Source organism: Streptomyces sp. NPDC088746, from assembly GCF_044751065.1.
GTDB lineage: Bacteria > Actinomycetota > Actinomycetes > Streptomycetales > Streptomycetaceae > Streptomyces.
In genome coordinates, this window is sequence record NZ_JBIVLA010000004.1 from 696,030 (window position 1) to 713,315 (window position 17,286).

Consider the following 17,286-nt stretch of genomic DNA (forward strand, 5'->3'; position numbering starts at 1 on the left):
GGGGTGGACCATGTCCAAAGCAGTCCTCGGGCACCACAGCGCTGACGCGCGGCGAGGTCCCAGCGGCCCGCTGGAGGGGCTCACCGTCGTCGACCTGTCGACCACCCTCCCCGGGGCCTTCGCCACGCAGTTCCTCGCCGATGCGGGAGCTGACGTGATCGGGGTGGAGCCCCCGGGAGGCAGCCCGTTGCGCGCCCATCCCGGCTGGCCGGCCATCGGGCGCGGCCGGCGCAGTGCCGTGCTGGATCTGCGTGACGAAGGGGGGCGGACGGCGGTCCGTGGCCTGGCGGCCTCGGCCGACGTCCTGGTCACCACGTTCCGTCCGGGCACCGCCGAGCGTCTGGGCCTGGACGCCGGGACACTGGCCGAACTCAACCCCCGGCTGGTCAGCGCCTCGATCACGGGCTTCGGCGCCACCGGCCCCTGGCGGGACATCAAGGGCTACGAGGGCGTGGTCATGGCCAAGCTCGGCATGTTCAACGTGAAGAAGGCGATCACAGGCCGCGAGGGGCCCGCTTTCCTGTCTGCGCCGTTCGCCTCCTGGGGTGCCGGGCAGACAGCGCTGCACGGCACCCTGACCGCGCTGCTGGAACGGGAATCCACGGGCAGGGGCCAGCATGTCGAAGCCGACCTGGTGCGTGGAGCCACGACCATCGACACCTGGGCCTGGTTCACGGAACTGGTCGGCATCCGCTGGCCCGGCGCGTACGACATCGTGGAAGCCTTCACCGATGACGGCGAGGTCCTTTCCCCGCTGATCTACCCCCTGCTGGCGGCGCCCACCAAGGACGGACGCTGGCTGCAGTTCGCGCAGACCGAGCCCCGCCTGTTCAAGGCCATGATCGAGGAGCTCGGGCTCAGCTGGATGTGGACCGACCCCAAGTGGAAGGGGATGCCCGCGCTGGAGTCCCAGGAACGGCGCACCGAACTCTGGGAGATCATGCTCCGTAAGGTCGGCGAGCGCACCTTCGACGAGTGGGCCCACGTCTTCGAGACCAACGCCAACGTCTCCGCCGAGCCGTACCGCGCGGGCAGGGAAGCTCTGAACCACCCGCAGTTGGTGCACGAGGGCCGGGTCGCCGAAGTCACCGACCCCGAGCACGGAACGGTCCGTCAGCCGTCCACGCTCATCCACACGGCCGACGGTCCGTTGACCCGCCTGCGCCCGGCGCCCCGGCTCGACGAGGACGGGGAGCGGATCCGGGCGAGCGCCGGGGAGAACGACCGGGCCGTGCCACCGACAGCTTCCCAGGCTCCCAGCGGGAAGCTGCCCCTGGAGGGGCTGACCGTGCTCGAGTTCGGCCTGATGTTCGCCGGGCCCTTCGGCTCGACGCTCCTGACCGACCTGGGTGCCCGCGTCATCAAGGTGGAGAGCCTCGAAGGCGACACCATCCGCCGGGTCATGGCCTTTCCGGAGGCCGGCGGCGTCAAGGTGATGCAGGGCAAGGAGAGCATCTGCCTGGACCTGCGCACCGAAGAGGGCCGGAAGATCGTCCACGAACTGGCGGCTCGCTGTGACGTGGTACTGCAGACCTTCCGGGCGGGCGCCGCCGAGCGTGCGGGCGTCGACGAGGCCACGTTGAAGAAGATCAACCCGGACCTCGTCTATCTCAGCGCCCCCGGCTACGGCACCGATGGGCCCTACGGGCATCGCCCCGCCTACGCCCCCTCGATCGGCGCCGCCACGGGCCTCGCGCTCACCGACGCCCCGCACGCCGCCGAAGCCACCGGCAGCCTGTCCGAGATCAAGAGCGGTGCCATCCGGCTCAACGCGGCCACGGCCAAGCCGTCCCTGCAAGCGGACGGCATATCCGCGCTCGGCGTCGCCTCGGCCATGCTCCTGGGGCTGCTGGCACGGGCCCGCGAGCGGCCGCTGACGGGCATGACCACCACCATGCTCGCCACCACGTCACTCGCCCTCATCGACCGCACGGTCGACTACGAAGGCCGTCCGGCGGGTCCCCTCGTCGACGAGGACGGCTGCGGCTTCAGCGCGCTGTACCGCATGTACCGGGCGTCCGACGGCTGGATCTTCCTGGCCGCTCCCGCGCCCGGCGAGTGGGGACCACTGGCAGGCGTGCTCGCCGGTGAGGCCGGCCTTGCCGAGGACGAGCGGTTCGCCACGCCGGAGAGCCGGACCGCCCATGACGAGGAGCTCACCGGGGTGCTGGCGGGCATCTTCGCCGGGGGCCCGGCGGCCGGATGGGAGGAGCGGCTGACAGCGGTCGACGTGGGCTGTGCCGTGGTGAGAGAGACAGCGCCGGAGATCCTGCTCCAGACGGAGCGGGAACTGGTCGACGAATACACGCGGACGACGGTCAGCCCCGTCTTCGACGAGCATCTGCGCCTGGCTCCCGCCGTACGTTTCTCCCGGTCGGCCACGCGTGCGAACGGCGCGTGTCTCGCCGGCGACCACACGGACAAGGTGCTGCGGGAGATCGGCTACGACGACACGGCCGTGTCCGCCCTGAGGGAGCGCGGAATCGTCGGCTGACGCCGGGCCGCGACGCGGTCGGCCCGCTGCCGGTAGCTCCGGTGGCGGGCCGGGCGCCGCTGCGGGCCGTACGTCAGCCGGACGCGAACTCCGCGGTGCCCTCGACAGCGACCGCACCGGTGTCCGTGGTGAGCCGCAGTTCCAGGACATCCCGCCGTTCGCCGTTCACGGTGCGCTCGTCGGCCACCCGGCCCGTGGCCAGCAACCGGTCGCCCCGCCACACCAGTTCACGGAAGCGGCTGCGGAAGCGGCGTACGGAGTCGGGGGCGTATCGGTCGGTGCAGTACGTGGCCAGGTAACCGGCCCCCAGCATGCCCACGCTGAACGCTTCGGGGTATCCCGCGGACCTGGCCAGATCGTCGTCGTGATGCATGGGGTTCAGGTCGCCGCTGGCGCCCTGGTAGCGCACGATGTCGGTCAGCGTGACCGGTCCGAACCAGCGTTCCGGGAGTGCGCCCCGGACGGCGCCGGAGCGCGCCGGGCCGGTGCCACCGGACGGCGCCCGGGTGCTCCTCCCCGTCACGCCCCCGTCCCCCGTGAGATACGCCGAGGTGTAGCGGCACTCGGCGCGCAGGGCGCCGGTGGCGTCGTGGAACTCGACCGTGAAGTACACGAACAGCATGCGCCCGTGCCGTCCCGACTTCTCCGAGACCCGGTCGAAGCGGAGTGAGGTGAGCAACTGGTCGCCGGCACGGGGCGGCGGGCCGTGGAAGAGGTACTCCTGCTCGGCCGAGAGCAGCCGGCGTACGTCGGGCCGGATACCGAGCTCCGTGAAGGCCCGCTCGGCACGGGGGCTCCGTACCGCCTCGGTGAGCTGTTCCCAGAAGACCACCGTCGCCAGGAACGTCGGCGGTACGGAGGCCCGGGGATCGTCCAGGTACTCCGGGCGGCCGTTCTCCGTGGCCACGGCGTACTCACGGATCTTGCCGCGCTCGATGGGCATCAGCGCCATGGGCGCCTCCTTGAGTTGAACGGGGCGGAACCGACGCGCGGCCGGCCCCGCACCCTCGACGGGGCGGGGCCGGCCGGTGCTGGATCAGACCACCGAACCGGTGTGCCGGCGGGCCAGGGCCAGGCCCTCCTCACGGCCGGGGGCCGTGACCTTCCAGTTCTCGCAGGAGCAGGCGCACACATACGTGCCGTCGTCGCGGGGGATCACCGACTGGGCCACACAGGCGCCGGCGCCGGCGACCTCGTGGAGGAACTCCGTCGGCGAGTCGTACATCACGTTGTCAGACATGTTCTTTCAACCACCTGTCGGATGTGTGGCCCGTTCAGACGGCCGTGGCGTTGGGCAGTGCCGGGACGTCAGGGAAGAGCTCGGCGAAGGCACCGACCGTGATCCGCTCCTGCAGCTTCGGGTCGACTCCGTCGAAGAGCCCGTGCAGGGTCTCCTGCGTGTGCCCGAAGGTGCCTTCCATGTGCGGGTAGTCGCTGCCCCACATCACATTCCTGTAGCCCATCGAGGCCGCCGCCGCGACGGCGGACTGGTCGTGCTGGAAGGACGCGTAGACCTGGGAGTAGATGATCTCGCGCGGGGAGCGCTTGAGCTTGGGCCGCACCATGGCCGCGTGCTGCCGGTAGCCCTCCTCGATACGGTCGGCGACGAACGGCACCCAGGTGGCACCACCTTCGGAGACCAGGACCTTGAGGTCCTGGTGGCGGTCCAGGGCGCCGGAGGCGACCATCTTGGTCACCGCGCGCTGACCGGAGTAGGTGGTCTCCGTGTAGTTGAGCACCGCGCCTCCGGGACCGCGGTAGACCACGCCTGCCGCGGCGCCGTCGGCCAGGTCGATCGGGTCCGTGCCGATGTGGAAGGCGATGACGATGCCGGCCTCTTCGGCGGTCGCCCAGAAGGGCTCCCACACGTCGTGGTTGTAGTCCTTCTGCAGGGGATGCGGGGTCGTCGGCATGAACACCGCGCGGTAGCCCATCTCGGCCACGCGCTTGAGTTCGTGCACCGCGTCGCCCACATCCAGGGTGGAGACCTGCGCGGTGGCCACCAGGCGCGGGTAGGGCTTCTCGATGGTGTCCCAGGCCCAGTCGTTGCTCACGCGCAGGGCCTCGCGCAGCGCCTCGGGCGTACGGAACGAAGAGCTCCACATGCCCAGCGAGGGGAAGACGAGCTCACCCCAGATGCCCTCGTTGTCGAGGTCCTTCATGCGGAGCTTGAGGTCACGCGCGCCGGGCGCACGGCTGGACGCCTCGTAGAACTCCCGCTGCGCCATGGTGGGCAGTTTGCGGCGGAACGACATCCCGTCGATGTGCACCGTCTCCCAAGCGCCGTCGGCGTCCTTCTCGGCGCGGGGCATCAGGTCGGCCAGGTGCTTGGGCAGATTGCTGCGCCACAGATCGTCCGGCTCCAGGAAATGCGAGTCGCCTGAGTTTGCCCAGATCTTCTCCACGGGTCGTTCTCCTTCGAACGGGAGTGCATGCACCTCTAGTGAAAATGGCATTTTCATAGTCGCCCTGGTGCGGTGAGGATGTCAACAGGCCCGCCGGGCGGCATCCAGGACAGACCGGGACCGCCTCGGGCGGCCGGCGCACGCAGCGAAGCCTCGGGCGGCCGGCGCACGCAGCGAAGCCTCGGGCGCGAGGCCGATGCCCCATGGCGGGCCTGCCGTCAACTGGCGGAGAAGTAGTGGCCGTTGTCCAAACCGGCTAGCAGGCCGGGCCGAGCCGGCTCCCGGCCCCGAAGGCCCGGCGGGTGATGAGGTTGGACGCCGGGTAGCTCTGCGTGACTATGTTCGCGAGGAACCCGAAGTATCCCGGCGCCATCAGCACGTCCGCGGGAACGCTCACGGGGCAGACCCAGGCGGCTGCCGATGGCCTTCACCGCGGCTCAGGCGGCGGCCGAGGTCACGGCAGAATGTGGGAACAATGAAAGGTGGCGGCCCGGAGCCGGCGCCGTCCGAAAGCACGGTTGAGCGGTTCGACTGACGGCGCGGGCGCACGGACAACGCCTGCGGCGGGAAGTACGTCATCGCCGTCCAACAGGGTGAGCCGGCCGACGGTCGCCTCCTGCACCCGAAAACGCCGGAGCGTCAGCGCCGGCACTGACGCCGAGAGCCGCGGGAAGCCGCCGCGCCTCGGCGGCGCGTCCCCGCACTCATGAAACCGAGCCCGATTCCGAGCAACCAGGTGTCCTTGGCAAGCGCGATGCCGTCCTGCGTGGGGAGCAGGCTGCCCTCCTGCCGCATCCCCGGGACCCGCAGATACAGACCGACAAGCCCTCCGGAGAAACCGGTCAGCATCGCTCCGGCCAGTCGGGTCGGCACGAACGGAGCAAGAAGGGCCCCGCTGACGGCGATCTCCGCACAGGCGAGCAGTCGGGTGAAGCGTCCGGCTTCGAGCTTCTTGAGAAACGGATACGCGGTGCAGGCCATGCCGTGCAGGCCCTGAGCGGTTTCCTCGTCCGCCTTCAACTTGCTCAGGCCGGAGTTCAGGATGAACGAGCCGACGAGGAGACGAGGGGCCACATCTCGCGGTTCAAACGCCATGGTCATGCGAGCCTCCGTAGATCGGTTCCGCAGCACGTCATCGAGCGTAACCGGGCGGCACCGGTCTCGCCCCGCAGGTTGCTGCTCCCGCACAGGCGATGGAGCTGCGTGTCCGAGGGTGGAGCGAGACGTCGGACGGGGTAGCGGTGGAGCCGGCGAAAGGCCACACATTGCCCCGCACCCGATGCCCCGGAGACGCCCGGCCCGCCCGGAGCACCGCCTGCACGTGGCGTACGCACCGCACCCGCCCTGCACGGCGACGAGCCGGCGCCTCCTACCCGCGCAGGCTAATGCGCGAGGGCCGATCCGGAGGGAGACGAGTTCTGCTCGGACCGGGCGACGGGGAACCTCACCCCGGTGAGGTCTTCGGAGACGGCCCACAGCCGCTGCTGGACGGCCACCTCGTACGACTCCGGGCTGGAGGTGACCAGCCGGGGGTGGCCCTTGACCTCGTTGCGTCCGCCGGGGCCGTAGTACTGGCCGCCGAGCGTGGCGGGGTCGGTGGCGGCGCGCAGGGTCGGCAGGGCGCCCATCGCCGGTGTCTGGGTGATCAGCGGCGCGAGCCAGGTGAGCGGAAGTCGGAGAGCCGCGGGGCTGTTGCGGGCGAGCTCGGTGTGGGACATACCGGGGTGCGCGGCCACGGCGACAGTGGTGCCGTGCGTGGCGAGCCGGCGCTGGAGCTCGTACGTGAACATCAGGTTGGCCAGCTTGGACTGACCGTAGGCGGCGGCCCGGCCGTACGACCGCTCCCACTGCAGGTCGTCGAAGTGGATCGCGGCCCGGATGCGGTGGCCGGTGCTGCTGACGGTCACCACGCGCGAGCCGGGTACCGGCAGCATCAGGTCCAGCAGCAGCCCGGTGAGCGCGAAGTGGCCGAGATGGTTGGTGCCGAACTGCATCTCGAAGCCGTCCCGGGTGGTCTGCTTCGGGGTGTACATCACGCCGGCGTTGTTGATCAGCAGGTCGATCCGGTCGAGCCGGGACCGCAGCGCCGCCGCCGCGGTGCGGACGGAATCGAGCGAGGTCAGGTCCAACGCCTGCACGGTCACGTCGCCGGTCATGCCGGCCGCGGCCCGCTCGCCCTTCTCGACGTCGCGCACGGCGAGCACCACGGACGCCCCGCGCTCAGCGAGCGCTCTGGCTGTCTCGTACCCCAGCCCCGTGTTGGCCCCGGTCACCACAGCCACCCGCCCGCGCTGGTCCGGAATGTTCGCCGTCGTCCACTTCTCACTCATGCCAGGCTCCCCAACTAAAGTACCGAAGGTATCTTCTAGGGACGACATTAAAGTACTCTTGGTATGTTGTCAACGTACCGCAGGTACCTAAGTTAGGGTGGCGATCGTGACTTTCCAGCGGGCGCGGACCGAAGAGCAGCGGGAGATCCGCCGACGGGCGATTCTCGACATGGCGTCGGCGATGCTCGACGAGATGCCTGTGGCCGCGGTCACCCTGAACGAGCTCAGCCGCCGGGTAGGCCTGGCGAAGCCGAACGTGCTGCGCTACTTCGAGTCGCGCGAGGCAGTACTGCTGGAACTGCTGGACCGTTTCCTGCGGGAGTGGCTGACGGAACTGGCAGGTGAGTTGGCCGTCATCGACGAAGAACTGCCCATGGCCGAGCGAGCGGCAGCGGTGGCCGAGGTCCTCAGCCGCTCACTCTCCGGCCGGGTAGTGCTGTGCGACCTCTTCGGCGCACAGGGCAGCGTCCTGGAACACAACGTCTCCGTCGAGGTCGTAGCACGCTACAAGCGCGCCTCCCTGGACCGCCTGACAACCATGACGGCCCTGATCCGGAAGTACCTGCCGGAGCTGGGCGAGAACGCGACACTGTTCAGCCTGCAAACCATGGTGATGGCCGGCGCGCTGTCGGCGTACAGCACACCTCCGCCCAGCCTGCAGGCCGCCTACCGGGCCGAGCCCGAACTGGCCCGCTTCCATCTGGAGCTGAAGGACTCCTTGAGGGCGGCCCTGACGGCGACCCTCCTGGGCGTACTGCCCCGCCGCTGACCCGCGTCGCACCGGACCAGCCGCACGAGCGGTCGTCAGTCACGTGATCGCCGGTCACCTGATCGGATCGGACCGCAAGGGTCGGGTGCGGCCGGGATGCTTGCGGCAGGGTGGACATCGAAAGGGGGCCTCGTGATCTCGGTTCTCAACCAGCTTGTCGATCTCGTCGAGGAGCACCTCGCCGAGGATCTCGATGTCGAGGGACTGGCCGGCGGGCTCGGCACGACCGAGTACCACCTGCGCAGGATGTTCTCGTCGCTGGCAGGCATGCCGCTGTCGGAGTATGTGCGCCGGCGCCGCATGACCGTGGCCGCCGCCGAGGTCGTCCGCGGCGAGGCCGATCTGCTGAGTATCGCCGTCAGGCACGGCTACGGCTCGACCGAGGCGTTCGGACGCGCGTTCCGCGCGGTCCACGGCGCCGGTCCCCGTGACGTGCGCCGTGACGGGGGCCCCTTGCGCACACAACCACGGCTCAGGTTCCGCCTGACCGTCGAAGGGAGCACCCCCATGGAAACTCGTCTCGTCGACCGCCCCGGGTTCCGGCTGGTCGGACACGCGGCCCGGGTTCCGCTCATCCACCAGGGTGTCAACCCGCACATCCAGCAGCACATCACCGCACTGCCGCCGGAGGAGCACATCCGGCTCAAGGCCCTCGGTGACACCGAGCCGGGAGGCCTGCTTCAGGTCTGCGACGGCCTCGACCCGGACGGGGCGGAGGGCAGCGAACTGACCTACCTGCACGGGGTCGCCGTCTCCCGCGACACGTCGGCCCCCGACGGCCTCGACGCCATCGAGGTACCGGCCGGCAGGTGGGCGGTCTTCCGCACCGCGGGACCGCATCCGCAGGCCCTGCAGACGGCCTGGTCCGCGACCGCGACCGAGTGGTTCCCCTCCAACCCCTGGCGTCTGCGGCCGGGGCCCTCGATCGTCGCGGTCCTCGACCGGGCGGAGGACTTCAGCACCGCGACCTGCGAACTGTGGCTCCCGGTCGAACCGGTGTGACGGACTGCGGCCGCACCCGTCGCCCCTTCGCTCTCAGTCGGTGATGTACCAGTCGTCCTCGATGTACTCCAGGGTGTAGCTGCCGAGGTCGCTCTCGGAGAAGGTCGCGGAAGCCCTGACCGCTTCGACCGGCATCTCGATCGTGTCGGGCGTACGCACGACGATGCGCTGAGGGTCGACCGTCGCGGTCCGCAGGGCCTTCTTCTGCTCGGGCGAGATCATTTGGACCACAAGGGCGTACGTCGATGTGCACGGGCCGAGCCCCTGGTCCTGCGCCTTCCGCGCGGCGGGGCCGGCCACTTCGCAGACGGTGTCGATGTCCTCGCGGCCCAGGGCGTGGAGGTATTGCCCGTAACGCCGGACCGCGCCCGCCTCCGTCCTGGGGGCGGGCGTGTCGGCGGTCGGCGCCGCCGTCGGCTTCGCCGGCCGGGCGGACGCCGACGGCGTGGCCGAGGGTTCTTCCGCCCGGGGGGACGCGGACGACCGCGAAGGCTTCGCGTCCGCGTCCTTCCGGGTCTCCTCCGGACCGCACGCCACCAGCGCCACACAGGCCGATACCGCCACGCTCACCATCGTCCGAGCCCTCATTCGGTCCCCCCACCCTCAGCCGGCAACACCAGTGGTCACGCAGGACCCGGGGGAACGGTTCCCGGGCCGGCCCGGGCGGGGCCGGGCTCAGGCCACCGGGTGGGACAGTTCGATGTCGAGGGCATCGGCCCCAGAGCCCGTCACGCGCAAGGCGGTGGCGACGGGCGGGTAGCCGCTGGCGACGACGGAGTATTCACCGGAGTCCAGGTCGGCGAAGGCGTACACGCCGTCCGCGCCGGTGGTGGCCGTCGCGGTGACGTTGCCCGCCGCGTCTACGAGCGTGACGCGGGCGTCCGGCAGCGGGCGCAGGTCGGCACCGGAACGCACCGCGCCCTGGAGCCGGGCGCCCGCGACGAGGGCGATCTCCACCCGGCCGGATCCGCCGTCGCCGACCGTGACGGGAACGGCTGCCGGCCGGTGCCCCGCCGCGTTCACGGCGACCGTGAACTCACCCGCGGGCAGCTCCCGGAAGGCGAACTCCCCCTCCGGGCCGGTCCGTCCGGTGCCGAGCACCTCGCCACGTACATCGGTCACGATCACCGTGGCGCCGACGGCCGGCAGCCCGTCGGCGCCGCTGACGACCCCGCTCAGCCCCTGCACGCCGGAGAGCAGGATGTCGTACGCGAGCCGGTCGTCGCCGACGACCACGGTGGCCGCCTGTGGCTGATGCCCGTCGGCTGCGGCGATCAGCACATAGGTGCCGGCGCCGGGTACGGCGAGCTCGTAGGCACCGTCGGACCCGGCCACGGTCCGGCCCAGTTGACGCCCCGTCAGGGAGATCAGGGTGACTGTGGGGCGGGTGGCACCGGTGGAGCCGCGGACATGACCATGGAGGGCGGGACCGTCCTGGACGGCTGCCTGACCTGCCTGGTTCAGCCGCGTACCGCCGGTTGCTGCCGGGGCGGGTGCCGGGGACGGTTCACCCGCGGGGGCCGGTGTCGCAGGCTGCGGGCGGCGGAAGCCGATCAGGGTGGCCGTGGCGATCAGAGCCACCAGCATCCCGGCGGCGCCGACGGTCATGCAGACGTGGACGGCGTCGGTGAAGCTCGCGCCGATCGCTCCGAGCGCGGGGGCTGTCGCCTCGGGGGCGAGCCCCAGGTGGCCCGCGGCGCCCACGCCGCCCTCCGCGAGGGCCTCGCCCACCCGCTGCTGGTCGGCGGCGGTCAGCCCCGAGTCCGCGAGGTGCCCGGGCAGTGCGGAGGTGAGCCGGCTGGTGAGTACGGCGCCGAGGACCGCGGGACCGAGCGCACCACCGAGCTGCCGCAGGGTGTTGTTGCCCGCGCCCGCCATGCCTGCCAGGTGGTGCGGCACGCTGCCGACGGCGACCGCGCTGATCGGCGTCATCACGAAGCCCATACCGAGGCCGAACAGGGCGAGCGGCCCGGCCATCGCGCCGAACCCGGAGTCCGTCTCCAGACCGGTCAGCCACAGCATGGCACCCCCGACACCGAGCAGGCCGACGCACAGGAGCACGCCGGGTGCGACCTTGCCCATCAGACGGCCGACGAGCGGGCCGGTGACGACGGAGACGCCGTTGAAGACCAGCATCCGCCAGGCGATGTCGAGGACGGAGAGCTGCTGGACACTGCCGAAGAAGAGGCTCAGGGTGAATACGGAGCCGATCATCCCGAACATCACGAGCGCGTTGACGACACCGGCGCCGGTGAAGGGACGCACCGCGAACAGCTTGAGGGAGAGCATCGGCGAGGCGGAGCGCAACTCGGCGACGATGAAGGCGATCAGGCCGAGCGCGGCGGCGGCGAACGCGACGACGACCTCGGTCTGGCCCCAGCCACCGGCCCCGCCGCCTTCGATCACGCCGTAGATCAGGCCGACGATGAAGACGATCGCGGCGATCTGGCCGGGGACGTCGATGGCGCGGCCGTGCGCGGAGCGCGAGTCCTCCAGCATCCGCACGGCCACCAGACCGGTGACAGCGGTGATGACGGCCGCCGGCAGGAAGATCCAGCGCCAGGTGGTGTGCTCCAGGATGACGCCGCTGATCAGCGGGCCGAGTGCCATGCCGATGCTCAGGGACGCGGCCCAGGCGGCGATGGCCTTGGCGCGGGCCCGGAAGTCCGGGTAGGCGTGGCTGATCAGGGCCAGCGTGGAGGAGGCGAGGGCCGCGGCGCCCGCGCCGGCGATGGCCTGGCCCACCCAGACCTGTTCGACACTGTGCGCGGTCAGGGAGGTCACGGAACCGGCGGCGAACAGGAGCATGCCGGCGAGATAGGCCTTCTTGCGGCCGTAGAGGTCGCCGATCAGGCCGAAGGTGAGGATCAGTGCTGCCATCGGCAGGATGAACGCGTCGGAGACCCATTGCAGGTCGGATGTGGAAGCGCCGAGTCCCTGCTGGATGCGCGACAGGGACACCGAGACGCTGCCGATGGGCACGTATGCGGCGAACATCCCGAGGCATGCCAGCACGGTGGTCAGCGCCGGGCGCGCGACGGCGCGGTGGGGGGGTGATATCGCGGACATGGTGAGACGGACCTCCGGATCGAACGCGGCGGCCAAGTTATCAGTTGCCTGTCATGGTCCCAAATGGCTGAGATCAGGGGGTGCGGGCGTGACCACCTGGGAGGTGCCCGCAGGCACCGTCCGTCCACCGGTGACATCGCCGGTCCGGATCCGGCCGCACGGCCCGGTGGCGGAACGGACTCAGCCGGTCCTGGGCGGGTCCGGCCACATGCGGGCCACAGGGGAATCGGGGCCGTCGAGAGTGATGGCGATGCGACGCATGCCGAGCGTCAGACGTTCCAGTTCCTCGGGCCCGCCGACCACGTCGCAGAGCCGCTCCACGACCGCTTCGACGAGCCGCCGCCCCTCGGCCATGCCCCTGAGCCCGGCCTCGGTCGGCTCGACCAGCACGACCCGCCCGTGCACGGGGTGCGGATGCCGCTCGATCCACCCGATCCGCTCCAGGTGCGAGAGCGCCGTCGTCACGCTCTGCGGCGTGATGTTCTGCATCCGGGCCAGATCCGCCCCGGACAGCGGCCCGTGCCGGTCGAGCGTCATCACGATGCCGAACTGCGTCATCGTGACGTCCAGAGGGCGCAGCCGTTCGTTCAGGGCGCGGTGCACGGAGTTGTTCGCCCGCCACATGGAGTGGCTGAACGTCTGGTTCCAGGGCGTGCCGGGGGCAGCCCCCTCCGGGCGACGGCTCGGCATATGCAACTCCCTGCGGACAAGCGGCTCCCATCGTAGCGGCAGGGCCTCGGGCGACAGGCCGGAGACCACGGCCCGCCCGGCCCTGCACGTCGCCCGGCCGGTCCGGCCCGGCGTGCGGCCCGGAGCGTGGTGTGGATAAGTGGCGGGGAGCCCTGTCCACCGTCCACGGAGTGCGCGCATGTCCGACGCCGTACCGGAACCCGTCGTGGTCCAGCCCGTCGTGGCACCGCTGACCAGTGCCGCGGTGGTGCTGGTCGCCACGATCGAACCGGGCGGCGAGTCCGCCGTTCGGGACGTACTGCCGGATCTCGCGGCGTTCGCGCGGTCGATCGGCTTCCGGGTGCCGAGCGCCGGACTCGCCTGCGTGACGGGCTTCGGATCCGACGCCTGGGACCGGCTGTTCGCCGGCCCCAGGCCTGCGCTTCTCCATCCGTTCCAGGAGTTGCGGGGGCCCGTCCACCGTGCTCCGGCGACACCGGGCGATCTGCTGTTCCACGTCCGCGCCGAGCAGATGGACGTCTGCTACGAGTGGGCCTCCCAGCTCCTCGGACGGCTCGGCGGTGCGGTGAGGGTGGTGGACGAGGTCCAGGCCTTCCGCTACTTCGACCACCGCGACCTGCTCGGCTTCGTCGACGGTACGGAGAACCCGGTGGGCGACGAGGCGAAGGCCGCGGCCATCGTCGGCCCGGAGGACCCGGACTTCGAGGGCGGCAGTTACGTCGTCGTGCAGAAGTACCTGCACGACCTGGCCGGCTGGAACGGGCTGAGCACCGAGGAGCAGGAACGGATCATCGGCCGTACGAAGTTCACCGACATGGAGCTCGCCGAGGACGTCAAGCCGGCGAATTCGCACGTCGCCCTGAACACCATCACCGAGGACGACGGCAGCGAACGCGACATCCTGCGCGCCAACATGCCCTTCGGCAGCTTCCGGGAGGGCGAGTTCGGGACGTACTTCATCGGGTACGCGGCCGATCCCGGGGTCACCGAGCAGATGCTCCGCAACATGTTCCTGGGCAGCCCGCCCGGAAACCACGACCGCATCCTCGACTTCTCCACGGCGGTCACCGGCACGCTCTTCCACGCCCCCAGCGCCGATTTCCTCGACGCTCCGCCTCCGCCGCCCTCCCCCGCCGGGACCACAGCCGTCCCGGAGCCGCAGCCCGCGGAGCGGCGCTCCCCGGGGGCGCCGGTGGTCCGCGACGGTTCGCTGCGCATCGGCAGCCTGCAAGAAAGCGCCCCGTGATGAACAATCTGCACCGCGAGCTCGCCCCCGTCACCGACTCCGCCTGGGGCCAGATCGAGGAAGAGGCCAGACGCACCTTCAGCCGTCATGTGGCGGGGCGCCGGGTCGTGGACGTCAGCGATCCGCAGGGGCCGGAGCTGGCCGCGATCGGCGACGGACATCTGCGGGACATCGACCCGCCCACCCCCGACGTGTTCGCGCGTGCGCGGACGGCGACTCCGGTCATCGAGTGGCGAGTGCCCTTCACCGTGGCCAGGGCGGCTGTCGACGACGTGGAACGCGGCTCCGAGGACAGCGACTGGCAGCCGGTCAAGGACGCGGCCCGCACCTGTGCCTTCGCCGAGGACATGGCCGTCATCGACGGGTACGCGGCGGCCGGCATCACGGGCCTGCGTGACGGGTCCTCGCACACACCGCTGCCGCTGCCCGCGGACGCGCGGGACTATCCGGCGACGGTGAGCCAGGCCCTGACCCGGCTGCGGCTCGCGGGGGTCGACGGGCCGTACCGGCTGCTGCTCGGCGCCGACGCGTTCACCGAGGCCTCCGAGACGTCCGACCACGGCTATCCCGTGACCACCCATCTGGCGCGGCAGCTCGACGAACCCATCCTGTGGGCGCCCGCCGTCGCCGGCGGGGTCCTGCTCTCCACCCGCGGGGGTGACTTCGAACTGTGTCTGGGCCAGGACCTGTCCATCGGGTATCTGGACCACGACGCGACGAGCATCCGGCTCTACTTCCACCAGGCGTTCACGTTCCGGATGCTGACGCCCGAGGCCGTGGTCCCGCTCATCGCCTGACGGCACCGACCTGCGAGGCTCTCATCGACGCCACCCGCCGTACGCCACCGAGGCAATCCGTGACCGTGCCCTCCTCCCCGCCGCGCTCCGCCAGATTCGCGGAGGCGCTACGCCTCGCGGTGGCGGAAGGGCTGCTCGGCGAGGAGCGGCCCCTCGCGGGGTTCCTCGACGCGGACGGGATACTCGACTCCGTCGACGCGCTGCGGGAGGCCTTCGCCGCCGAGCCGGGGGTACGGGTGCAGCACACCTTCGCCGCGAAGGCCGCGTCGCTGATCCCGGTGCTGCGGCTGCTCGCCGACTGCGGCATGGGCTGCGAGGTGGCGGGCCCGGGCGAACTGAGGCTCGCGGTGGAGGCCGGTTTCGCCCCGTCCCGGATCGTCCTGGACTCCCCCGCCAAGACCCGCGACGAGCTCCGGCTGGCGCTGGCGCTCGGTATCGGCGTGAACGCCGACAGCTTCGGCGAGATCCGCCGGATCGAGGGGCTCCGCTCCGCCGGGTCGGCATCCGTCCTGGGGCTGCGGGTGAACCCGCAGGTGGGAGGCGGCACGATCGATGCCATGAGCACAGCGAGAGCCACCTCGAAGTTCGGGGTGGCCCTGCGGGACCCCGGCGCCCGTGAGCGGGTCGTCCAGACCTTCGCGGAGCATCCCTGGCTGACCCGTCTGCACGCCCACGTCGGCTCGCAGGGCTGCCCGCTCGAGCTCATCGCGGCCGGCATCGCCGAGACGTACCGCCTCGCCGAGGAGATCAACGACGCGCTGGGCAGGCGCCAGGTCACGGGGATCGACATCGGCGGAGGGCTGCCGGTCAACTTCGACGACGATGAGACCCGCCCCGCCTTCGGGGAGTACGTGGCGGCGCTCCGGGCCGCGGTCCCGGGAATCTTCGAGGGACACTACGACCTGGTCACCGAATTCGGCAGGTCCCTGCTGGCCAAGAACGGCTTCATCGGGGCGCGCGTGGAGTACACGAAGGACGCCGGGGGCCGCCGCATCGCGCTCACCCACGCGGGGGCCCAGATCGCCACCCGCACCGTCCTCATGCCCGACGCCTGGCCGCTCAGGGTCGGCGCGTTCGACGGGGAGGGCCGCCCCCGGAGCGGGCCGCCGATGGTCCAGGACATCGCCGGGCCGTGCTGCTTCGCCGGGGACGTCGTGGCCCACGGCCGTGAGCTTCCCGAGCTGCGGGAAGGCGACTTCGTCGCCCTCTACGACACCGGGGCGTACTACTTCTCCACTCCGTGGGCCTACAACAGCCTGCCCCGGCCGGCCGTGTACGGCTTCGCCGGGGAATCCGGCGGCCTGCGCTTCGCCCCGGTGCGCGAGGCACAGTCGCTCGACTCGGTGGCGGCGGAGAGCGGGCTGCGCCACGCGGACGCGCTGACGGAACTCCGCGAGAGACCCTAGAAGCCCCGGCTCATCCGGCGGGCTGGGGCGAAGGCTCCGGCTCGGGCACCGGATCGGGGTTCGGGCTCGGCGGCTGCGGAATCGGGTCGGGCGCGGGCCCGGGCGGCACGGGGCCCGGCGGTACGGGCGGCGGGGAGGGCACCGGCGTCGGCGGCCCCGGCACGGGCGGGGGTGTCGGCGCGGGCGGCACGGGGTCGGGACTGGGGTGCGTCATCTCGGTCCTCCAGGTGCGACGGACGGGACGAGTGGATCTCCTCTCCACCGTCTCCCCGTGCGGCTTCCCTCGCCTGCCGAGTCCACACGTACGCACCGTCTCCTGGCCCGGGACGTCCCCCGGCCGGCTCGGGGCCGGCCGGGGAGAGTCCACGAACGGGCTCAGCCCCCGGCGGGGACGACGGCCTGCGGGCTGCGCTCGGTGCGCGTACCCGGCACGGGGGCGGAGGCGTCGGCGCCCAGGGCGACGATGCGGTTCTCGGCGTCCACGTGCACGACGCTCGGCACGAGGGCGCGGGCCTCGGCGTCGTCGACCTGGGCGTAGCTGATGAGGATGACCAGGTCACCGGGGTGTACGAGGTGGGCGGCGGCGCCATTGATCCCGATGACGCCGGAGCCGCGCTCGCCCTCGATGACGTACGTCTCCAGACGTGCGCCGTTGTCGATGTCCACGATGTGCACGAGCTCGCCGGGCAGCAGGTCCGCGGCATCCATCAGGTCGGCGTCGACGGTGACGGAGCCGACGTAGTGCAGGTCGGCCTGGGTCACCGTGGCTCGGTGAATCTTGGATTTGAACATTGTTCGTATCATCGGAGTACTCCTGGACATAGGCTCCCTGCCTGCATTTTTGCAGGTCAAGTGCTGTTTCCACAGTCTACAGCGAGTCGCGAGTTCAGGCAGCTGTCCCCAGGTTTTTCAGGACCCATGCTGACCACTTGCCGACTTTCCTGACGCATCATCAGGCAACGATGGACTCTCCTGCCCTCCGCCCCGACGACGCTCACGAGCCTACGCAGCACTTCTCCCAAGAGCACTCGTGATCATCGTCACCCCGAGAGCGTGACGACGCCCCCGACCCACACGA

16 protein-coding genes are annotated in these 17,286 nt (G+C 71.0%); 6 read left to right on the forward strand and 10 right to left on the reverse strand.

The annotated features are described in order from the left end of the window. Positions 1-10 precede the first annotated feature (10 nt). Positions 11-2,494: a CaiB/BaiF CoA transferase family protein gene (locus ACIP63_RS22075; protein WP_401518076.1), complete on the forward strand. Its 2,484-nt coding sequence runs from the start codon at positions 11-13 to the stop codon at positions 2,492-2,494. 73 nt (positions 2,495-2,567) lie between these two features. On the opposite strand, the gene ACIP63_RS22080 is transcribed toward ACIP63_RS22075, so the two are convergent. The 6 genes from ACIP63_RS22080 to ACIP63_RS22105 all read right to left on the reverse strand — a co-directional run bounded on the left by ACIP63_RS22080 (position 2,568) and on the right by ACIP63_RS22105 (position 7,229). Beyond that, positions 2,568-3,446 (reverse strand): MaoC family dehydratase N-terminal domain-containing protein, encoded by an 879-nt coding sequence (locus tag ACIP63_RS22080; RefSeq protein ID WP_401518077.1) that lies wholly within the window; start codon positions 3,444-3,446, stop codon positions 2,568-2,570. 84 nt (positions 3,447-3,530) lie between these two features. Continuing rightward, positions 3,531-3,734 carry a hypothetical protein gene (locus ACIP63_RS22085; RefSeq protein ID WP_401518080.1) on the reverse strand — a complete coding sequence of 68 codons (204 nt, stop codon included), beginning with the start codon at positions 3,732-3,734 and terminating at the stop codon, positions 3,531-3,533. Between the two features lie 34 nt (positions 3,735-3,768). Further along, entirely contained in the window at positions 3,769-4,899 is a 1,131-nt protein-coding gene (locus ACIP63_RS22090; protein WP_401518082.1) for an amidohydrolase family protein, read from the reverse strand. A 256-nt stretch (positions 4,900-5,155) separates the two neighbouring features. Continuing rightward, complete coding sequence (locus ACIP63_RS22095; RefSeq protein WP_401518085.1) at positions 5,156-5,296, reverse strand: hypothetical protein; 141 nt, start codon at positions 5,294-5,296, stop codon at positions 5,156-5,158. A gap of 242 nt (positions 5,297-5,538) precedes the next feature. Further along, on the reverse strand, positions 5,539-6,000 hold the full coding sequence (locus ACIP63_RS22100) for a hypothetical protein (RefSeq protein ID WP_401518086.1): 462 nt from the start codon (positions 5,998-6,000) through the stop codon (positions 5,539-5,541). A 281-nt stretch (positions 6,001-6,281) separates the two neighbouring features. Then, positions 6,282-7,229 (reverse strand): SDR family NAD(P)-dependent oxidoreductase, encoded by a 948-nt coding sequence (locus tag ACIP63_RS22105; RefSeq protein ID WP_401518089.1) that lies wholly within the window; start codon positions 7,227-7,229, stop codon positions 6,282-6,284. A 106-nt stretch (positions 7,230-7,335) separates the two neighbouring features. On the opposite strand from ACIP63_RS22105, the gene ACIP63_RS22110 reads away from it, so the two are divergent. Both ACIP63_RS22110 and ACIP63_RS22115 read left to right on the forward strand, forming a co-directional pair. Beyond that, positions 7,336-7,998, forward strand: a complete 663-nt coding sequence (locus ACIP63_RS22110) for a TetR/AcrR family transcriptional regulator (RefSeq protein ID WP_401518091.1) — start codon at positions 7,336-7,338, stop codon at positions 7,996-7,998. A gap of 132 nt (positions 7,999-8,130) precedes the next feature. Next, positions 8,131-9,000 carry a GyrI-like domain-containing protein gene (locus ACIP63_RS22115; RefSeq protein WP_401518093.1) on the forward strand — a complete coding sequence of 290 codons (870 nt, stop codon included), beginning with the start codon at positions 8,131-8,133 and terminating at the stop codon, positions 8,998-9,000. A 33-nt stretch (positions 9,001-9,033) separates the two neighbouring features. Here the strand turns inward: ACIP63_RS22115 and ACIP63_RS22120 are convergent, their stop codons facing one another. The 3 genes from ACIP63_RS22120 to ACIP63_RS22130 all read right to left on the reverse strand — a co-directional run bounded on the left by ACIP63_RS22120 (position 9,034) and on the right by ACIP63_RS22130 (position 12,759). After that, positions 9,034-9,564 (reverse strand): hypothetical protein, encoded by a 531-nt coding sequence (locus ACIP63_RS22120; protein WP_401518096.1) that lies wholly within the window; start codon positions 9,562-9,564, stop codon positions 9,034-9,036. A gap of 111 nt (positions 9,565-9,675) precedes the next feature. Continuing rightward, positions 9,676-12,069, reverse strand: coding sequence for an MFS transporter (locus ACIP63_RS22125; protein WP_401518098.1), 2,394 nt, complete (start codon positions 12,067-12,069; stop codon positions 9,676-9,678). A gap of 180 nt (positions 12,070-12,249) precedes the next feature. Continuing rightward, positions 12,250-12,759 (reverse strand): MarR family winged helix-turn-helix transcriptional regulator, encoded by a 510-nt coding sequence (locus ACIP63_RS22130; protein WP_401518101.1) that lies wholly within the window; start codon positions 12,757-12,759, stop codon positions 12,250-12,252. Between the two features lie 178 nt (positions 12,760-12,937). On the opposite strand from ACIP63_RS22130, the gene ACIP63_RS22135 reads away from it, so the two are divergent. The 3 genes from ACIP63_RS22135 to ACIP63_RS22145 are packed head-to-tail and all read left to right on the forward strand — an operon-like array spanning position 12,938 to position 16,208. Beyond that, positions 12,938-14,005, forward strand: a complete 1,068-nt coding sequence (locus ACIP63_RS22135) for a Dyp-type peroxidase (protein ID WP_401518103.1) — start codon at positions 12,938-12,940, stop codon at positions 14,003-14,005. Beyond that, positions 14,005-14,802, forward strand: coding sequence for a family 1 encapsulin nanocompartment shell protein (locus ACIP63_RS22140; protein WP_401518105.1), 798 nt, complete (start codon positions 14,005-14,007; stop codon positions 14,800-14,802). Before ACIP63_RS22135 ends, ACIP63_RS22140 begins: the two co-directional genes overlap by 1 nt. 59 nt (positions 14,803-14,861) lie before the next feature. Beyond that, positions 14,862-16,208, forward strand: a complete 1,347-nt coding sequence (locus ACIP63_RS22145; RefSeq protein ID WP_401518107.1) for a diaminopimelate decarboxylase — start codon at positions 14,862-14,864, stop codon at positions 16,206-16,208. Positions 16,209-16,583: 375 nt separating this feature from the next. On the opposite strand, the gene panD is transcribed toward ACIP63_RS22145, so the two are convergent. Next, positions 16,584-17,012: an aspartate 1-decarboxylase gene (gene panD / locus ACIP63_RS22150; RefSeq protein ID WP_401518110.1), complete on the reverse strand. Its 429-nt coding sequence runs from the start codon at positions 17,010-17,012 to the stop codon at positions 16,584-16,586. Positions 17,013-17,286: the final 274 nt, after the last annotated feature.

Excerpts from the sequence above, each read along its gene's own strand:
- ACIP63_RS22075 (WP_401518076.1), top strand. The coding sequence starts at position 11 with ATGTCCAAAGCAGTCCTCGGGCACCACAGCGCTGACGCGCGGCGAGGT.
- ACIP63_RS22140 (WP_401518105.1), top strand. The coding sequence starts at position 14,005 with ATGAACAATCTGCACCGCGAGCTCGCCCCCGTCACCGACTCCGCCTGG.
- ACIP63_RS22130 (WP_401518101.1), bottom strand. The coding sequence starts at position 12,759 with ATGCCGAGCCGTCGCCCGGAGGGGGCTGCCCCCGGCACGCCCTGGAAC.
- ACIP63_RS22125 (WP_401518098.1), bottom strand. The coding sequence starts at position 12,069 with ATGTCCGCGATATCACCCCCCCACCGCGCCGTCGCGCGCCCGGCGCTG.
- ACIP63_RS22135 (WP_401518103.1), top strand. The coding sequence starts at position 12,938 with ATGTCCGACGCCGTACCGGAACCCGTCGTGGTCCAGCCCGTCGTGGCA.
- panD (WP_401518110.1), bottom strand. The coding sequence starts at position 17,012 with ATGATACGAACAATGTTCAAATCCAAGATTCACCGAGCCACGGTGACC.
- ACIP63_RS22100 (WP_401518086.1), bottom strand. The coding sequence starts at position 6,000 with ATGACCATGGCGTTTGAACCGCGAGATGTGGCCCCTCGTCTCCTCGTC.
- ACIP63_RS22105 (WP_401518089.1), bottom strand. The coding sequence starts at position 7,229 with ATGAGTGAGAAGTGGACGACGGCGAACATTCCGGACCAGCGCGGGCGG.
- ACIP63_RS22085 (WP_401518080.1), bottom strand. The coding sequence starts at position 3,734 with ATGTCTGACAACGTGATGTACGACTCGCCGACGGAGTTCCTCCACGAG.
- ACIP63_RS22080 (WP_401518077.1), bottom strand. The coding sequence starts at position 3,446 with ATGGCGCTGATGCCCATCGAGCGCGGCAAGATCCGTGAGTACGCCGTG.